Annotated in this window: 3 protein-coding genes; all 3 read right to left on the bottom strand. The window is 61.7% G+C overall.

Going from position 1 to position 2509, the window contains the following annotated elements:
* Positions 1–1009: MFS transporter (locus tag VIQ49_RS25235; protein WP_331889327.1), on the bottom strand; the 1009-nt coding region annotated here is incomplete at its 3' end.
* A gap of 154 nt (positions 1010–1163) precedes the next feature.
* Positions 1164–1952: a GntR family transcriptional regulator gene (locus VIQ49_RS25230; protein ID WP_331889326.1), complete on the bottom strand. Its 789-nt coding sequence runs from the start codon at positions 1950–1952 to the stop codon at positions 1164–1166.
* Complete coding sequence (locus VIQ49_RS25225; RefSeq protein ID WP_414731721.1) at positions 1949–2446, bottom strand: DUF3830 family protein; 498 nt, start codon at positions 2444–2446, stop codon at positions 1949–1951. The genes VIQ49_RS25230 and VIQ49_RS25225 overlap by 4 nt, the downstream gene beginning before the upstream one ends.
* Positions 2447–2509: the final 63 nt, after the last annotated feature.

Raw genomic sequence — 2509 nt, 5'->3', positions numbered from 1 at the left:
GCAGCGCGAACACGAACAGTCCGATCAGCGAACCCCACCACATGGGTTTTCGACCGATCTTGTCCGACCAGGCCCCGAAGAACGGGATGCAGGCCATCATGGCCAGCTCGCCGATCAGGATCACCATGGTGCCGGTCGTCTCGGTCATACCGATCGTTGTCTTGAGATACGTCGGCTGGTACGCGAGCAATGTGTAGTTGGCGACGTTGAGCGCGATCACCAGACCGAACATCACCAGGATCGGCTGCCAATGGTTTGTCAGCAGGTCCTTGAACGCCTGCCACGCAGATCCCTCGATCTGTTCCTTGTCTTCCATCTCGGTGAACACCGGGGTGTCGTTCAACTGATTTCGGAGATACAGACCGACCAGGCCCAGCGGCAGGGCGAACAGGAACGGCACGCGCCAGCCCCACGTCTGCATCTGGTCGTCGGTCAGGAGCAGCTCCAAGAGCAGGACAAACGCTGTACCGATGACAAAGCCGGCCAACGTACCGAATTCGAGGAAGCTGCCGTACTTGCCGCGTTTCTTGTCAGGCGCATATTCGGCCATAAAGGTCGCGGCGCCGCCGTACTCACCACCGGTGGAGAATCCCTGGACCACACGCAGCGCGATCAGCATGATCGGGGCCCACACCCCGACCGTCGCATGCGACGGCAGCAGGCCGATCATCGCCGTGGCGCCGGAGATGAGCAGAATGGTCATGGCCAGCACAGCTTTTCGACCGATTCGATCACCGATCGGACCCCAGACCATGCCGCCGAGCGGCCGCAGCACAAACGAGATGGCAAAGCCGAGCATCGTGCCGATCGTGCCGAGATCCCCCGGGAAGAAGGTCTGGGTGAGATAGGTGGTGGTCGCGGCGTAGACGCCGTAGTCGTACCACTCGGTCGCGTTGCCGATGGCCGATGCCCCAATGGCCTTGCGTAGGAGCTTCTTACCTTCAGGCGAATCCGGATCCGGGAATCCGGGCGGTACTTCAGAACTTGATTTCTTGATATCCGGGCTCATCGATACCTCCTCAAAACTGAAGACATTCAATCGATCTCGGTGTCTTCGAGGCCCACAAACATCTACTTCCACTTACTTGAAAGCAGGTATGACGTCGGTTTCGTCGGTGATGGCCTCCTCGGGTGATATCGCCAGCGCCGGTCGCTGGATCACTTCAGTTTTTGGTCCCGGGTAGCGGGTTCACGGGTACGTCCGGACTGGGCTCGATGTCAGAACCCGGGAAGTGTGACGCCACACCGGGTTCGGCGATGATTCGGCTCAGCCCATCGCGCATGTGGCCGATCATGACCTCGTCGGCACGTTTCATGTCGCGGGCTTCGATCGCGTCGACGATTCGGCGGTGCTCATCGATCCGTTCCGCCGACGACACATACGTTCCGCGCATCGCGCCGAGGCACATCCGGGTTTCGACCAGGATCGTCTCGTGGAGACGAGACAATCGTGGACTACCGGAAAGCTGCACGAGTGTGTGGTGAAACGCCATGTCCGCGTCCGCAATCTGCGGACCGTTCGGATCGTCGGCGTAACGCTCCATCTCGGTCACGCACCCGGCGAGGACGGCGGCCGCTTCATCCGGGGTTCGCAGGATCACCTGCTCGAGGGCTGCTCGTTCGACCGCGGTTCGGGCGACGTACATGTCCCGTATGTCGTCGTCGTCCATGGTGATCACGAACAGTCCACGGTTGCGGTGACTCACGAGCAGACCTTCCTGCGTGAGTCGCTGCATCGCCTCCCGGAGTGGGCCCCGGCTGACGCCGAGTTCAGCGGCAAGGCCGGACTCGGTCAATTGGCAGCCCGGCGGGAAGTCACCACCGGCGATCGCGTTGCGCAGTTGCCGCGCGATGATCGCCGGAGTCGATTCCTGGACCAGCGGCTCGAGGACCCTGGCTCGCGACAACCGCTTGCCGGGCGAAACCACGGGTTTTGTGGGCTCGGGCATCATTCCACCCTCTGATAGATCAACGTTTCACCGCGCGCGCCGCCCATCCAGACATCATTGCAGGCCGCCGCGAACTCCCCGAGACCCTCCTCGATGGTCGCGAAGACATTGCCCGGTACCCATCCGACGTCACCGTTGATCAGCAGGTTGTTGCGGCCGTAGAAGACCGCGAGATCGATCAGCACCCGGTGGCCGCGGGCCGCGCTCTCCGATTCGTATCCATAGGCGGCGTTTTCCAACGTGCCGTCGAAGGTGAAGTAGCAGAGGTCTCCCGGTATCGGTGTGACAGTGGTGTTCTCGAGCCCTGGCTCGGCAGCGGCAAATGCCGGCACCAGTGTGTAGATCTCGTTGCGTGCGAACTTTCCGTGATAGACCTGACCCCCCTGTGGCAAGGCCTGCCATACCGCCTCGGCGGTGCGAGGGGCCTCGTCGTCGAGCAACCGCGCAACGGCGCTGACGCCGCGGCGTTCCAATGTGATCCGCAGATATCTGCTCACGATCTCGGTCCACCTCCCCGGTTCTGTTCGAATACCCGGTTCTGTTCAAATACATTGGCGACC

This window comes from Williamsia sp. (genome assembly GCF_036566845.1).
Classification (GTDB): Bacteria; Actinomycetota; Actinomycetes; order Mycobacteriales; family Mycobacteriaceae; genus Williamsia.
Note: the sequence above shows the minus strand (reverse complement) of the source record. Positions and strands in the feature narration are given on the sequence as shown.